This window comes from Streptomyces sp. AC627_RSS907 (assembly GCF_019049165.1).
Genome location: NZ_JAGMUE010000004.1, coordinates 45,532 through 59,594 on the forward strand (window position 1 = coordinate 45,532; position 14,063 = coordinate 59,594).

Sequence of the window (14,063 nt, forward strand, 5' to 3'; positions counted from 1 at the left end):
GTTACGGGGGTTGCGCGCGCGGGGGAGGAGCATTGTTTCCGCATTCGGGGCGCATGGGCGCATATGTGGGGGCGCGCGGGAGGATTCGCCGTGGGCGCTGGGTAGCCACGTCGGGGGCCGGCACCAGCCGTTACCCCGGCAATCCTCGCAAGCTTCGTAAGGCTCGCATTGTCGGCACTTCGACGGGGCATTGATCTGCACGGCCGGACCTTCCCGTCCGCCGGGACAGCATCGAACCGCAAGAGACCGCATGGGGGTACGCCATGGCCGCAAGGCCTCTCGTCGCGCGGCAGCCGAACGAACGACTGCAGGCGCTCATTCAGGAAGCGGGCTGCTCGAACGCGGGCCTCGCCCGCCGGGTCAACATGTGCGGCGTCGAGCACGGCCTCGACCTGCGGTACGACAAGACGTCCGTGGCCCGCTGGCTGCGCGGACAGCAGCCGCGCGGCCGGGCCCCGGCGATCATCGCCGAGGCGCTCGGGCGCAAGCTCGGCCGCACGGTCACGATCGACGAGATCGGCATGGCCAACGGCAAGAACCTCGCGTCGGGGGTCGGCCTCCAGTTCTCGCCGACGGTACTGGGGGCCATCGAGCAGGTCTGCGAGCTGTGGCGCAGCGACGTCGGACGCCGGGACTTCCTGTCCGGGTCCTCCGTCGCCGCCTCCGCGCTCGTCGAACCCAGCCGCGACTGGCTGATCTCCGCCCCCGACCCGCAGGTGTCGCGCGCGGCCGGGCCACGGGTGGGCCAGTCCGACGTGGCGGCCGTGCGGGCGATGACGCAGGCGCTGGTGGACCTGGACCACCAGCACGGCAGCGGACACGTCCGCCCGGTGGTCGTGCACTACCTGAACAGCGTCGTCTCGGGGCTGCTCGCGGGCTCCTACCGGGAGGCGGTCGGACGGGAACTGTTCGCCACCGTCGCCCGACTGACCGAGCTCGCCGGGTACATGGCCGTGGACACCGGGCAACCGGGCCTCGCCCAGCGGTACTACATCCAGTCGCTGCGGCTCGCGCAGGCGGCCGGCGACCGCGGGTACGGCGGGTACGTCCTCGCCGCGTCCATGAGCCACCTGGCCGCCCAGCTCGGAAACCCGCGCGAGATCGCACAGTTGGCGCGCGCGGCGCAGGAAGGGGCGCGGGGACGGGTGACGCCGCGCGCGGAGGCGATGTTCCACGCGGCCGAGGCGCGCGGGCACGCGCTGCTCGGTGACGTACGGGCGGCCCACGAGGCGGCCGGACGGGCGGTCGGCGCCATGGAGGCGGCCGACGCCGCCTCCGGGGACGACCCGGTGTGGATCAGGCACTTCGACGAGGCCTACCTCGCCGACGAGCTGGCGCACTGCCACCGGGACCTCGGGCAGGCCGACGCGGCGGCGCGGTACGCGCGGCAGGCCCTGGACGGGCACCCGGAGTCGCGGGCGCGCAGGCGGGCCATCGGTCATGTGCTGCTCGCCACCGCGCAGGTGCAGCAGCGCGAGGTCGAACAGGCCTGCGCCACCGCGACGCGGGCCGTGGAACTCCTGGAGACGCTGCGCTCCAACCGGGGCGCCGAGTACCTGGAGGACTTCCAGGCGCGGTTGGAACCGTACCGGGAGGAAGCGGTGGTCAGGGAGTTCGGGGCGCGGCTCGACCTGCAGACGGCCGCGTGAGGGGCCGGGCCGTCGACGCGTCAACGGGCCCGGGAATGCGGCTTGGTGAGGGGGAGGGGCCATCAACAGCGTGCCGCGGCCCGGTTTTGTTACTGCGGTCACAGGGAAGGAGTTGACGCCCCCTGCGGCGTGGCAGCGGGCTCCGGGGACCCGGTAGCGTGAGCCGACGATTCCGAAGGTCCCCCATTCATTGGAGTCCCGGTGACGCAGAGCGGACAGGGCGAGGAGCCCTCGGCGCGGCAGGCGCGCGAAGGCATCGTGCTGCCCTCCGACGGTGGCGAGCCCTTGCTGCCCGGCCCGGCCGGCGGCTCCGTCGGCCCGCAGGCCGGCCGGCCCGCGCCCGCCTCGGCGCCACCCGGCGGCCAGGCCTGGGACCAGCCGTGGGGCCCCGGACAGCAGCAGAGCCCGGCCCCGGGCCAGGACCAGGGCTGGCCCACGCCGTCCGGCGTCCAGCCCTGGGGGGCACCGGAGGCCGGCGGTCAGCCCGCCACGCAGGCCTGGCCGGCCCAGGGCGGCCCGGCCCAGGCGCCCGGCGCCCTGCCGCCCCAGGCCGGTCCGGGACCGCTGCCCCCGGAGGGCGCGCCCGCTCCCGCCCACGGCGCACCGGCCGGCGGCCAGGCCTACGGCGCGCAGCCGTCGTACCCGCAGTACGGCCAGGCACCCGCCCCCCAGCCGTCGGCGCCCCTGCCGCCCGCCGACGAGGGCGCCACCCAGTACCTGCCGCCGGTCGGCACGCCCGCCGACGAGGGCGCCACCCAGTACCTGCCGCCGGTCGGCACGTCCGCGGACGAGGGCGCGACGCAGCACATACCCCCGGTGGCGCCGGGAGCGCTGCCGCCGGAGAGGCCCGCGGCCCCGCACGCCGAGTCGACCCAGTTCCTCGGCCGGGCCCCGCAGTACGCCCCGCAGCCCGCGCCCGGGTACCAGCACGCCCCTGCCGCGCCCGTCCCCGCCCCCCATCCCGACGCCGAGGCCACGCAGTACATCGCGCCCGTGCCCGGGGGCCCCGCCGCGGACCCGTACGGGGCCGTGCCCGGTGGCGACGAGGGGCGGCAGCCGCCCGCCGAGTTCGACAGCCTCTTCCGCAGCGCGCCGGGTGCCGACAGTCCGGCCTCGGCCACCCAGCAGCTGCCCCGGTTCGACGAGCCGCAGTCACCGCACCCCGTCGGCGGCGGGTCCGGGTACGCCCCGCAGGGCCCGGGCGGCGGCGGGCGGCACGGCGGGTACGACGACAACGGCGGCCGGGGCGGCCGTGGCGGCCGGTCCGGTTCGCGCCTGCCGCTCTTCGCGGCCGTCGGTGTCGGCATCGCCGTGGTCGGTGTCGGCGCCGGGGCGCTGATGGCCGGCGGGGGCGGCGAGGAGGACAAGGGCGGCAACCAGACCGTGTCCGCCACGGCCCCCGTCTCCGAGTCCGTGTCGGCGCCCGCCTCGCCGTCCGCCGACCCGGTGCGGCAGCAGGCCGTGGAGCTGGACAAGCTGCTGGCCGAGAGCGGCACCGGCCGGACCACGGTGATCAACGCCGTGGCCGACGTGAGGTCCTGCGACAACCTGCCCCAGGCGGCCAAGGACCTGCGCGAGGCCGCCAAGCAGCGCACCGGGCTGGTCACCAGCCTCTCCCGGCTGTCCGTGGACAAGCTGCCCCGGCACACCGAGCTGACCACGGCCCTCACCAAGGCGTGGCAGGCCTCCGCGTCGGCCGACAACCACTACGCGGCCTGGGCCGACCAGACGGCCGGCAAGAAGGGATGCCACAAGGGCAAGGCCCGCTCCACCAGCCAGACCCAGGCCGGGAACCGGGCGAGCGGCACCGCGAGCAAGGAGAAGGCCACGGCCGCCAAGCTCTGGAACGCCATCGCCAAGCAGTACGGCCTGACCCAACGCGGCCCGGCCCAGCTGTGACCCGGCCGGGCGGGCCGCCCGGTCCGTCCGGGGAGCGGGTCAGGCCACGTCGGCGTTTCGCAGGGTGCTGGTGGTGTCCACGGTGCCCTTGCGGGCCGACACCAGGCGGCCCTGCCGTACGACCTGGAGGGTGACCTCGGTGTTGACCAGCCGCGGGAAGCCGACCGAGGCCAGCTTGTCCGCGAACGTCCATTGGAGGGGCGGCGTGAGTCCGCCCGTGCCGACCTTCAGCCCGCCGTCGAGGGCCCGCCTCACGGTGGCGGCGCTCACCTCGCCGTCGCCGAGCGACTCGACGACCTCCCGCAGGACGGAGTAGGCGATCCAGGTCGTCTGCACCCCGGCGTCCGCCGCGTCGACACTGTTGTCGCCGAACGCCTCCTCCTCGATCACCTTCTTCATCGCGTCCCAGGCCGGGTCGTTCACCGCCGGGTACCAGCCGGTGACGTACGCGCCCTCGTAGGGACCGGACGCCCCGCCGCTCGCGTTGACCGTGGTCTGGTCGACGCTGCCGAGCACGGTCGCGGTCCGCACCTCGGGGTGGTCCACGCGGCCCCGCCGGAAGGAGTCCATGAACGTGCCGGTGCGGTCCCCGAGGACGGGCACCACGCACCCCGTCTCCGACGGGTCGGCGGTCGCCTGCTCCAGTGCCTGCTCGGACTGGTCGCCGTACTCGGTGGCGTCCTCCTCCGCCCGCTGGTCGTGGGCCGGCGCGTGCCCGCCCGAGGTCAGTCCCGAGTCGAGCAGCACGGGCAGCTGGTCGCCCGCGATGGTGTCGGGGCGGACGAGGGTGACGGGCCCGCAGGCGTCGGCGAGCACGTCGCCGAGGCCGGCCAGCAGCGCCGGCTGCCCTCCGTTGACCGGGTAGGACAGGGGGCTGGTGAACTCCGTGTTGGTGATGCCGTAGCCGCCGATGTAGGGGATGCCCGCGCCCTCCAGCACCGGGAAGAACGAGTCGGCGTGCTGGCTGTAGGAGCCGACGACGGCGACCACGTCCTCCTTGACGGCACGGCGGGCGCACTTCGCGGCGGTCACGCTGTCGTTGTGGTCGTTGCAGGTCAGGACGTTGAGGTCGCGCCCGTTCAGGCCGCCGTGGGCGTTGATCCAGCGGGCGTACGCGCGCGCGAAGGCGGGCATGCCCGGCTTGTTGGTCGCGCCCGTGTCCTTCGGCGCCCAGGTCATGACGGTGACCGGGTCGTCCCCGGAGCCCCCCGTGGCACCGGGGACGATCCCGCAGCCGGTGGCGAGGGACACACACGCCACCAGCGCGCCCGCGGACAGCGCACCGGTACGTGTGGCCCGGGAGCGGCCGCGCAGGCCGCGGAGGACGGTGATGCGGGTCGGTCGCCTGCCGGTCATGTACCCGCACGCTTCCGTCACACGGCTAACCTGGCTGCGACCTGCGGTCAACGCGTGGTGACGCGAAGGTGAATTGCGGGGGCCGGTGTGTCACGAGTGGAGGGGAACGTACGATCGATGACCGTGCAAGGTTCGGAGAACTCTTCCCGTCGCGGCCGTCGCTCCTCCACCATGGGCGGCATGCCACTCAACGACATGCCGTGGTGGCGCTGGCGCAGCCAGGTGCGCTCCGCGCTCCACATGCTCTCCGCCCCCGCCTTCCAGCGGGACGTCTGGCTGGCCGGTGTGGACGGCTACGGCGACGTCACGGACGCGGTGTACCGGCTGGTGGAGGACACCTGGCTGGACCACTGGTCCGCCGAGAAGTACGTGGGCACGGTCTTCCGTGACTCGCAGGAGGCGGCGCTCGTCGACACGGCCGTGCTGCGCGTCCTGCGGATCATGCACCAGGTCGGGCCGGACGCGCCGGTGCACGCCTACCTCGACCACGCGGACTGGCCGGAGGCGGTGCGGGCGGCACGGGACGCGCACGTACGGCTGTCCACCGCCGACGGCGACGACCCCGAGGCGGAGCCGCGCTCGCTCGAGGTGCTGAGGATCCTGACCCGGTCCGCCTGAGGGGACGTCCGCCGGGACGGGGGCCGGATATGCGACCCTGTCCTGCATGAACGAGCAGTCCTCCCCTGTCGCCCCCTCGGCCGCCACCCCGGCCGACCAGTACGTCCTCACCCTGTCCTGCCCCGACAAGCAGGGCATCGTGCACGCCGTGTCGAGCTACCTGTTCATGACCGGCTGCAACATCGAGGACAGCCAGCAGTTCGGCGACCACGACACGGGACTGTTCTTCATGCGGGTCCACTTCTCGGCCGAGGAGCCGGTGACCGTGGACAAGCTGCGCGCCAGCTTCACGGCGATCGGTGACGCCTTCCACATGGACTGGCAGATCCACCGGGCCGACGACCGGATGCGCATCGTCCTCATGGTCAGCAGGTTCGGGCACTGCCTGAACGACCTCCTGTTCCGGTCCAGGATCGGCGCGCTCCCGGTGGAGATCGCGGCGGTGGTGTCCAACCACACCGACTTCGCCGAACTGGTGGGGTCCTACGACATCCCCTTCCACCACATCCCCGTGACCAGGGACACCAAGGCGGAGGCCGAGGCACGGCTCCTGGAGATCGTGCGCGAGGAGAACGTCGAACTCGTCGTGCTGGCCCGTTACATGCAGGTCCTCTCGGACGACCTGTGCAAGCGGCTCAGCGGCCGGATCATCAACATCCACCACTCCTTCCTGCCGAGCTTCAAGGGTGCCAAGCCGTACCACCAGGCGCATGCGCGGGGCGTGAAGCTGATCGGCGCGACCGCGCACTACGTGACGGCCGACCTCGACGAGGGGCCGATCATCGAGCAGGAGGTCGAGCGGGTCGGGCACGACGTCACGCCGGACCAGCTGGTCGCCATCGGGCGGGACGTGGAGTGCCAGGCGCTGGCGCGGGCCGTGAAGTGGCACGCCGAGCGGCGGATCCTGCTGAACGGGCGGCGAACGGTGGTGTTCGCGTAGGGCTCCGCCAGGGGCCACGTCCGGCCCCGCCCCGTGCCCTTCGAGGCGGGTGCTCCGGCCACACCCGCGGGGGCGCGGGACCGCTTGGAATGGTTACTTCGCGGGTTGAGGGGCTCCGGCCCCGCCCGCGGGGGCGCGGGTACGGCGTGATGTCCCACCGGGTCTGGGGGTACGCTCCGGCCCCACCCGCGGGGGCGCGGGGCTGCGCGAGCAGCCACACCCCCCGCGACCGCCCGCGGAACCGCGAGCCGTCCCGCCTCTCCTACATCCGGCTCAGGCTCGCCGCCGCGAACAGCACGTCCCTGATCGCCTGACGGTCGCCCACCTGACCCGCCGCCGCCTCCGCCGGGGGCACGTGGCCCGCGGCCAGTCGGCAGAACTCCACGTCGTCCAGCGCGACGTGGGCCACCTCGTGGTCGGCGGAGCCCACCGCGCCCGGTGAGTCCAGCGGGATGAACCACTCGCCGCCGCCCGCACCCTCGATCTCCAGTCGCAGGCTGCGCCCCGGTTCCCCCGCCGCGACCAGACGCGCGGGGGCGGCGTGCGCGGCCAGTCCGGCGCGGCGGCGCTCGGCCAGCACGCCCGGCAGCATCCGGGCCGCGAGGTCGATCATGCGGTTCAGGTGGCGACCGGAGGGCGGTTCGTACGGATAGTCCACCGCCTTGGCGATGTCCTCCGCGTGCACCCAGCACTCGAACGCCCGGTCCAGCATGGCGTCGTGCAGCGGCAGCTCGAAGTCGCCGTACGAGACCGGCATCCGGCCCGCGCCGCCGCCGGAACCGCCCGTGCCGCCGGTGAACGCCACCGTGCGGACGATGTCGTGGCTCTGTGCCCGCCACGGCGCCCGCACCGCGCGGGTCGGCGGGTAGTGCGAGGCACGCCAGTAGGCCTCGGTACGGGCGGCCGGCGCGGGGACCGCCGCGGTGATGTCGCCCAGCGGATCGGCGAGGCCCAGGGCGACCGCGACCAGCCCGTCGACCGTCATCAGATGTGCGATGACCCCGGCGACGGTGGTACGGCGGCTGGCGGCGCCGTCGGCCTCGAACCAGCGCAGCCGGACCGGCGCGTGCCACTCGGCGTCCCCGATGTCCTGGAGCAGCGCGTCCAGCCGCGCCGTCTCCGCGTCGTACGGGGTGGCCCACCCGGGCACCGGGATGCGCGGTGGCCGGCGCTCCAGACAGCCCTTCAGGACGCGGGTGCGCAGGCCGGGGTCCAGGTCGAGGCTCTCCGGGCGCTGGAGCAGCCCGACGGCCTCGCGCAGCCGCACGGCCTCGTCGGCGCAGGCGTCGCACACGCCGAGGTGCTCCTCGACGGCCGCCGCCTCCTCCGGGGAACAGGCGGCCAGGGCCCAGGCCCCGAGGAGCGACGTCAGCACGTGGTGCTCCAGCGTGAGCGGCGCGACCGCCGGCGGTGGCCCGGGCGACGACCACCGGCCGTCCTCGGCGGAGGCCCGCGGGAGCGGTACGCGCGGCGCGGACCCCGCCCCACCCGCCCCGGCGGACGCCGCCGGTCCGCCGGGGGCGGCTGGTTCGCGGTGGCCTTCCGGCCCGGCGGGGCCGCCCGGTTCACGGGGGCCGCCCAGCGTGTCCGGAGTGCCGGGGTTGCCCGGTGGGCCGGCGGTGGTGTCGTCCGGGGTTCCGGTGTCGTCGGGGGTGTCGCGGTGTTCGTGCTCGCCGGGTGGCCCGCTCATGCCGCACCTCCGTATCCGGGCGGCGCCCCGGGTGCCTGGGCGGATCCGGCGTCACGGGCGGTGGAGAGCAGCTGGAGGCCGAGGCGGAGGCGGCGGCGTGCCTCGTCCTCCGTGACGCCGAGGTCGGCGGCGGTCTGGCGGTAGTCGCGGCGTTGGAAGTAGGCCAGCTCCAGGGCGGTGCGCAGCGGTGCCGGCATGGACTGGACGATGTAGTCGGCGCGGGCGGCGACCGCGGCGTGGCGCACTCTGCTCTCCAGCTCCTCCGTGGTGCCGGGGCCGCCGCGCGCGAGGGCGGCCGTCTCGGTGGTACGCAGCCGCTGCACGGCCAGGCGGCGGGTCAGCGCGGCGAGCCAGGTGCGCAGCGGGCCCTGCCGGGGGTCGTAGGCGTCCGGATGCTCCCAGACGTGCGCGAAGACATCGCGCGTGAGGTGATCGGCGGCCCGTTCGTCACCGAGCACGCGGTGCGCGAGACCGTGCACGAGCGACGCGAACCGGTCGTAGAGCTCGCCCAGGGCGGCTGCCTCCCCGCGCGCGAGCCGCTGCTGCATCTTGCGGTCCCAGCGCAGTGGCACGTCCCGTTGCGCCATGCGGCCCCTCCACCCCCTGTTCGGTCCCCCGCGTTCGTCCACCTGCGTGCCGTGGCTCCGGCCCGCGGCCACCGCCTCCCGAATGTAGTCGGCACCTCTGACAGCGCACGCCCCTTTGTGGCAATGCACGCCCCTGAGGACCCGAAGGTGGTAAGTGTCTCAACTACCCTCTAACGTGCGTCCGGATTCGATCGAACAGGATCGAAACAGTCTGAAACAAGCCTCTTCCGGTCCGGCCTCGTTTCTCGCCGCGTGTTTGCGGGAACGGCCGGTGGGCAGGCGCGGGCCCAAGAAGCGTAACCACGGCTTCCACTTTGGGTGAATCCGGACGTTCCGACGAATGAAGGGCATGGTGGTGACACTCCATGTGACCGGCGGCGGGCAGGGCGAGTGGGCCGTGCTCCAGGTGTCGGGCGAACTGGACCTGGTGACGTCACCGGTGCTGCGGCAGCGCGTGCACGACGAGGTGGCCGAGGGGCGGCACAGTCTTGTCCTGGACCTCTCCGAGGTCCTGTTCTGCGACTCCAGCGGGGTCGGCGTGCTCATCGCCGCCCGCCGTCTGATCCGCTCCTGCCAGGGCAGGCTGCGCCTGATACTGCCGGCCCAGGGCGCCGTCGACGGCTCCCACGTCAACCGCGTACTCGGCGCGCTGGGGGTGCGCCGGCTCTTCGACGTCCACCCGGACCTGGCCTCGGCGACCGGCGACGAGCCGCGCCCGCTCTCCGCGTAGATCCCGCCCGCGACCACGTCCGGCGTCGTACGCTCCGAGCGGGACGTACCCACCGACACCGAGACGTGAGGCGGCCGGAGGAAAGATGGTCAACAGCGAGTACGAGCGCAGGATCGCCGCGCGGTTCGCCACCTTCGACCAGGACGGCAACGGCTACATCGACCGCGCGGACTTCAGTGCGGCGGCCAAGGCGCTGCTCGCCGAGTTCGGCACCGCCGCCCGGTCCGACAAGGGCCAGGCCCTGTACGGCGGCGCGGAGGCGTTCTGGCAGGGCATGGCGGGCATCGCCGACCGGGACGGCGACCAGCGCATCACCCGCGAGGAGTTCGTCACCGGAGCCGTCAAGCGGCTGCGGGACACCCCGGACCGGTTCGCCGAGATCGCCCGCCCCTTCCTGCACGCGGCCCTGGACGTCGCCGATGCCGACGGTGACGGGGCCGCCACCGTGGAGGACGCCGCACGCGTGCTCACCGTGCTCGGGGTGGAGCGGGACACCGCCCGGTCGGTCGCCGCCGCGCTCGACGCGGACGGCGACGGCAAGGTGGGGGAGGCGGAGATCGTCCCGGCCTTCGCCCGCTACTTCACCGTGCCCGAGTGACGCGCGCCGCACCGGCGGCCACCCCCGTCGGCGGCCGTCACGGGCCCCCGGTCCGTTGTCGCGGATCGTGGCGGGGAGTCGTCACGGAGCGTTGATACCGGGTTGTGTCCGCCGTGTGACCCGTTACGGTCCGGAGTCGGCGCCACGCTCCGGTACCTTGTGTGGGATGCGAGTGGTCCCGAGCACCGACCGTGCCGGAGTTGCCCCCGAGGCGGCTCCGGAACCGGCGGTGCGCGCCTTGCCCCGCAGGGGCGAACGGGCGTCGGGTGCCACCTGTTCGACTTCCCGGAACGAGCGTCGCACAGTATGCCGCACAGGTACTCCTTCGCGCTGGAATATGCCCGAAGCGCTTGTTGAGGTGACTGTACGTCAACCATGCTGTCCCATAAGGGATTCACGTTCCGTGAGCCCTCGCCCGGCCTTTGTCCTGGTCATGCAGAAAATGGCTACGATCGTGGCCCTCATGAGGCGTGAGCCTTCGTGTCCGCCGGTTCGGATGGTGTGAGCGGTGCAGGTGCTTCAAGTGCAGCTGGAGATCCGGCCCGACCCCTCGGAAGTGGGGCGTGCCCGTCGGTGGGCGCGTTCACGGCTCGTGGGGTCCGGGATACAGGCCGATGAACCACTCGCGGAGACGCTGGTCCTGCTCGTCTCCGAACTCGTCACCAACGCCGTGGTGCACACCGGCTGTTCCGCCGTCGTGCGTCTGGTGCTGCCGGGCGTGGTGACCGAGCAGGCCGAGGAGGCCACCGTCCGCCTCGAGGTGGACGACGCCAGCGACCGGGCCCCGGTACCCCGATGCGTGGGCGACGACGCGACGGGCGGCCGGGGCCTGGCCCTCGTCGACGGGCTCGCGGACCGCTGGGGCTGGAGCCGCGAGGGCTCCGGCAAGCGCATCTGGTGCGAACTGGACCGCTGCGCCGAGCGGCTGGAGTCGGCACCGGCCTGCGGGAGCGCCGGCGCGGTGACGCCCGAGGGACTGGCGCCCGAGGGACTGGCGCCCGAGGGACTGGCGCCCGAGGGGTTGGCGTACGAGGTCGTGTAGCGGCCGGCACCCGGCGCGTGGGAGGCGCCGGGTGCACGGGGTGCCGCACTCCCCGGGGTTGATGCGGCGGTGCGCCGGGACGTGCTTCCGTGCGCGTCCTTCGCGAGCAGTGCGTGAATGAGGAAGCCCCCTGCGCCGGTTGACGGATCGTGACCGTTTCCTCACGCTGTAGGCAACGATTCGCCGCGAGGGGACGACGAGGGCTCGGTGACGGAGCCCTCGGCGAGTGCGGGTCGTGATTCGGCGGCGGTTCCCCCGGGGGGTGAGGGGAGCCGGGCGGGAGCGCCGGAGTCGGGTGGCGGCGCGCGATGCCATGCTCGGGGCGGCCGGTGCCGCGCCGCCGACCGACGAGTACGGTTCTGACGGATCCGGGTCCTGCCGGGGCCGGGATCTGACGGATCCGGGTCCTGCCGGGGCCGGGTCCTGCCGGATTCGGGTTCCGGCGGCCCCTGGATCCGCCCGTTCCGTTGGATCCGCCCGTTCCGTGTTCCGGCGGGTGTCGCCTCACGCGGCGTCCGCTCATTCTCCACAGGCTGTGGACACGTCGGCCCGGAAGGTCCGCCGGTACGCGGTCGGTGTGACCCCGAGCGCCGCCTGGAGGTGCTGCCGCATCGACTGGGCGGTACCGAAGCCGGCCTCGTGGGCGACCTGGTCGATGGACAGGGCGGACGACTCCAGCAGGTGCCGGGCCCGCTCGACGCGCTGCTGCGTGAGCCACTGCCCCGGACTGACGCCGACCTCCTCGCGGAAACGGCGGGTGAAGGTGCGTACCGACATGGACTCCTGCGCCGCCATGTCCCGCAGCTGGATCGGCTCCCGGAGCCGGGCGAGCGCCCAGGCGCGGGCGTTGGTCGTGGACGACTGCTGCGGATCGGGCACCGGCCGCTCGATGTACTGCGCCTGCCCGCCGTCGCGGTGGGGCGGTACGACCGTGCGGCGGGCCACGTCGTTGGCGACGGCGGTGCCGTGGTCCCTGCGCACGATGTGCACGCACAGGTCGATCCCCGCCGCCACCCCGGCCGAGGTGAGGACGTCCCCGTCGTCGACGAACAGTACGTCGGCGTCCACCCGCACCTTGGGGAACAGCCGTTGGAAGTGCTCGGCGTGGGCCCAGTGCGTGGTCGCCGGGCGGTCGTCGAGGTACCCGGCGGCGGCCAGCACGTACCCGCCGGTGCAGATCGCGACGAGCCGGGTGCCGGGCCGGATCCGGGCGAGCGCGGCGGCCAGGTCGTCGGTCAGCACGCCCTCCTCGTGGACCGCGCCGAGCTCGTAGGAGGCCGGGACGACGACCGTGTCGGCGGTGGCCAGCGCCTCGGGGCCGTGCTCCACCAGGATCGCGAAGTCGGCGTCGGTCTCCACCGGCCCCGGCGGCCGGACGGAGCAGGTGACGACCTCGTAGAGCCGACGCCTGTGTTCGTCCCGGGCGAGCCCGAAGACGCGCGGCGCTATGCCCAGTTCGAAGGGGAGCAGGCCGTCCAGGGCGAGGACGACGACGCGGTGCGTGCCGGACGGGCGATCGGAGGGCATGGCCCGATCCTAGCGAACCCTGTCTTTCGGGCCACTCGATCGGCCGGATCGCGCACCGCACGCTCAATGACGTGACCCAGACAACCGACGCAGCAGCAGACGTGAGGAAGCCCGAGCCCACCCGACCGCGCCGCGGTACCCGTGTGCACCGCGCCTGGTGGGTCGCAGCCGTCACCTTCGTGACGATCATCGGGGCCGCCGCCTTCCGCTCCCTCCCCGGTATCCTCATCGACCCGCTCCACCAGGACTTCGGCTGGTCCCGCGGCACCATCGGCGCCGCCGTCTCCGTCAACCTGGCGCTCTACGGGCTCACCGCCCCCTTCGCCGCGGCGCTGATGGACCGCTTCGGCATACGTCGCGTGGTCGCCGTCGCCCTGGCGGTGATCGCGCTCGGCTCGGGCCTGACGGTGTGGATGAACGCCGCCTGGCAGCTCATCCTCTGCTGGGGCCTGCTGGTCGGCCTCGGCTCCGGCTCGATGGCGCTGGCCTTCGCGGCCACCGTCACCAACCGCTGGTTCACCGAGCGGCGCGGCCTGGTCACCGGCGTCCTCACCGCCGCCTCGGCCTCCGGGCAGCTGATCTTCCTGCCGCTGCTGTCCTGGATCGTGGAGACGTACGACTGGCGCCCCGCGGCCGTCACCGTCGCCCTCGCCGCGCTCGCCGTCATCCCCTTCGTCTGGCTCCTGCTGCACGACCACCCGGCCGACGTCGGCCAGAGGCCGTACGGCGCCGAGGAGTTCGTACCGAAGCCCGCCCCCGTCACGGGCGCCGCCCGCCGCACGCTCACGGTGCTCTTCTCCGCCGTCCGCACCGGGCCGTTCTGGCTGCTGGCCGGCACCTTCGCGATCTGCGGCGCCTCGACCAACGGACTGATCCAGACCCACTTCGTGCCCGCCGCGCACGACCACGGCATGCCGCTGACGGCCGCCGCCTCGCTGCTCGCCGTGATCGGCGTGTTCGACGTGATCGGCACGATCGCCTCCGGCTGGTTCACCGACCGCTTCGAACCGCGCCGTCTGCTCGCCGTGTACTACGCCCTGCGCGGCGTCTCCCTCCTCTTCCTCCCCATGCTGCTCGCGCCCAGCGTCCACCCCCCGATGATCTTCTTCATCGTCTTCTACGGCCTCGACTGGGTCGCCACCGTCCCGCCCACCCTCGCCCTGTGCCGCGAGCACTACGGCGACGACAGCGCGATCGTCTTCGGCTGGGTCCTCGCCTCCCACCAGGTCGGCGCCGCGCTCGTCGCCTTCCTCGGCGGCGTCGCCCGCGACACCTTCGGCTCGTACGACGTGGTCTGGTACGCGTCCGGCGCGCTGTGCGCGGCCGCGGCGCTGATGGCCCTGGTGATCCGGCGGCGGGCCACTCCGGCGCTCGGGGTGTCCTGAGCCGGGCGTACCCTCCCGGGCATGGGGCAGGGGGCAGGGGGC

General features: G+C 73.8%; 12 protein-coding genes. 8 read left to right on the plus strand and 4 right to left on the minus strand.

The features are described from left to right. Positions 1-263 precede the first annotated feature (263 nt). Positions 264-1,649 carry a transcriptional regulator gene (locus KUM32_RS00685; protein WP_217139742.1) on the plus strand — a complete coding sequence of 462 codons (1,386 nt, stop codon included), beginning with the start codon at positions 264-266 and terminating at the stop codon, positions 1,647-1,649. A 201-nt stretch (positions 1,650-1,850) separates the two neighbouring features. After that, a complete protein-coding gene (locus KUM32_RS00690; protein ID WP_217139743.1) occupies positions 1,851-3,548 on the plus strand; it encodes a hypothetical protein in 1,698 nt (565 codons plus the stop codon). A 39-nt stretch (positions 3,549-3,587) separates the two neighbouring features. Here KUM32_RS00690 and KUM32_RS00695 read toward each other — a convergent pair whose 3' ends face one another. Next, a complete protein-coding gene (locus KUM32_RS00695) occupies positions 3,588-4,904 on the minus strand; it encodes an ABC transporter substrate-binding protein (protein ID WP_217139744.1) in 1,317 nt (438 codons plus the stop codon). A gap of 117 nt (positions 4,905-5,021) precedes the next feature. On the opposite strand from KUM32_RS00695, the gene KUM32_RS00700 reads away from it, so the two are divergent. Together KUM32_RS00700 and purU are read left to right on the plus strand one after the other, a co-directional pair. Then, positions 5,022-5,522 (plus strand): hypothetical protein, encoded by a 501-nt coding sequence (locus KUM32_RS00700; protein WP_217139745.1) that lies wholly within the window; start codon positions 5,022-5,024, stop codon positions 5,520-5,522. A 46-nt stretch (positions 5,523-5,568) separates the two neighbouring features. After that, positions 5,569-6,462: a formyltetrahydrofolate deformylase gene (gene purU / locus KUM32_RS00705; RefSeq protein WP_217139746.1), complete on the plus strand. Its 894-nt coding sequence runs from the start codon at positions 5,569-5,571 to the stop codon at positions 6,460-6,462. A gap of 262 nt (positions 6,463-6,724) precedes the next feature. Here purU and KUM32_RS00710 read toward each other — a convergent pair whose 3' ends face one another. Both KUM32_RS00710 and KUM32_RS00715 read right to left on the minus strand, forming a co-directional pair. Then, positions 6,725-8,152 carry a zf-HC2 domain-containing protein gene (locus KUM32_RS00710; RefSeq protein WP_254404840.1) on the minus strand — a complete coding sequence of 476 codons (1,428 nt, stop codon included), beginning with the start codon at positions 8,150-8,152 and terminating at the stop codon, positions 6,725-6,727. Further along, positions 8,149-8,739 carry a sigma-70 family RNA polymerase sigma factor gene (locus KUM32_RS00715; protein ID WP_217139747.1) on the minus strand — a complete coding sequence of 197 codons (591 nt, stop codon included), beginning with the start codon at positions 8,737-8,739 and terminating at the stop codon, positions 8,149-8,151. Before KUM32_RS00715 ends, KUM32_RS00710 begins: the two co-directional genes overlap by 4 nt. A 349-nt stretch (positions 8,740-9,088) precedes the next feature. Here KUM32_RS00715 and KUM32_RS00720 point away from each other — a divergent pair, with 349 nt between their 5' ends. From KUM32_RS00720 to KUM32_RS00730, 3 genes are all read left to right on the plus strand, one after another. Next, positions 9,089-9,469: an STAS domain-containing protein gene (locus KUM32_RS00720; protein ID WP_217139748.1), complete on the plus strand. Its 381-nt coding sequence runs from the start codon at positions 9,089-9,091 to the stop codon at positions 9,467-9,469. An 85-nt stretch (positions 9,470-9,554) separates the two neighbouring features. Next, on the plus strand, positions 9,555-10,067 hold the full coding sequence (locus KUM32_RS00725) for an EF-hand domain-containing protein (protein ID WP_217139749.1): 513 nt from the start codon (positions 9,555-9,557) through the stop codon (positions 10,065-10,067). Positions 10,068-10,590: 523 nt separating this feature from the next. Further along, positions 10,591-11,109: an ATP-binding protein gene (locus tag KUM32_RS00730; RefSeq protein ID WP_217139755.1), complete on the plus strand. Its 519-nt coding sequence runs from the start codon at positions 10,591-10,593 to the stop codon at positions 11,107-11,109. A gap of 519 nt (positions 11,110-11,628) precedes the next feature. On the opposite strand, the gene KUM32_RS00735 is transcribed toward KUM32_RS00730, so the two are convergent. Beyond that, positions 11,629-12,636 (minus strand): GlxA family transcriptional regulator, encoded by a 1,008-nt coding sequence (locus tag KUM32_RS00735; protein ID WP_217139750.1) that lies wholly within the window; start codon positions 12,634-12,636, stop codon positions 11,629-11,631. 71 nt (positions 12,637-12,707) lie between these two features. On the opposite strand from KUM32_RS00735, the gene KUM32_RS00740 reads away from it, so the two are divergent. After that, complete coding sequence (locus KUM32_RS00740; RefSeq protein WP_217139751.1) at positions 12,708-14,021, plus strand: MFS transporter; 1,314 nt, start codon at positions 12,708-12,710, stop codon at positions 14,019-14,021. Positions 14,022-14,063 lie beyond the last annotated feature (42 nt).

Excerpts from the sequence above, each read along its gene's own strand:
- KUM32_RS00685 (WP_217139742.1), top strand. The coding sequence starts at position 264 with ATGGCCGCAAGGCCTCTCGTCGCGCGGCAGCCGAACGAACGACTGCAG.
- KUM32_RS00695 (WP_217139744.1), bottom strand. The coding sequence starts at position 4,904 with ATGACCGGCAGGCGACCGACCCGCATCACCGTCCTCCGCGGCCTGCGC.
- KUM32_RS00700 (WP_217139745.1), top strand. The coding sequence starts at position 5,022 with ATGACCGTGCAAGGTTCGGAGAACTCTTCCCGTCGCGGCCGTCGCTCC.
- purU (WP_217139746.1), top strand. The coding sequence starts at position 5,569 with ATGAACGAGCAGTCCTCCCCTGTCGCCCCCTCGGCCGCCACCCCGGCC.
- KUM32_RS00710 (WP_254404840.1), bottom strand. The coding sequence starts at position 8,152 with ATGAGCGGGCCACCCGGCGAGCACGAACACCGCGACACCCCCGACGAC.
- KUM32_RS00715 (WP_217139747.1), bottom strand. The coding sequence starts at position 8,739 with ATGGCGCAACGGGACGTGCCACTGCGCTGGGACCGCAAGATGCAGCAG.
- KUM32_RS00720 (WP_217139748.1), top strand. The coding sequence starts at position 9,089 with ATGGTGGTGACACTCCATGTGACCGGCGGCGGGCAGGGCGAGTGGGCC.
- KUM32_RS00725 (WP_217139749.1), top strand. The coding sequence starts at position 9,555 with ATGGTCAACAGCGAGTACGAGCGCAGGATCGCCGCGCGGTTCGCCACC.
- KUM32_RS00735 (WP_217139750.1), bottom strand. The coding sequence starts at position 12,636 with ATGCCCTCCGATCGCCCGTCCGGCACGCACCGCGTCGTCGTCCTCGCC.